At 54.2% G+C, this 238-nt stretch carries 1 protein-coding gene; it reads left to right on the top strand.

Annotation, left to right across the window (positions count from 1 at the left end; genetic code table 11):
• Positions 1-238 (top strand): DnaJ C-terminal domain-containing protein (locus MXD62_RS09570; RefSeq protein WP_285224014.1); only part of this gene is annotated, 238 nt, incomplete at both ends.

The raw sequence follows: 238 nt of genomic DNA, 5'->3' as shown, positions 1-238 counted from the left end.
ATGTCGTCCTACGCGTAAAGCCGCATGAGTTCTTTGAACGGGAAGGAAACGATATATACTGCGAGGTGCCGGTTAATTTTGCTCAAGCCGCGCTAGGCGATGAAATCGAAATCCCTACTGTGGATGGTCGGGTGAAGCTGAAGGTGCCTGCGGGTACGCAAACGGAGACATTTTTCCGACTGCGCGGGAAAGGAGTTCCGTTCCTGCGAGGCGGCGGACGAGGCGATCAGCATGTAAA

It is taken from the genome of Frankia sp. Mgl5 (assembly GCF_023242985.1).
In the GTDB taxonomy this organism is placed as follows: Bacteria; Actinomycetota; Actinomycetes; order Frankiales; family Frankiaceae; genus Parafrankia; species Parafrankia soli.
The sequence above is the reverse complement of the archived record's forward strand: the minus strand, read 5'-3'. Positions and strand labels throughout refer to the sequence as shown.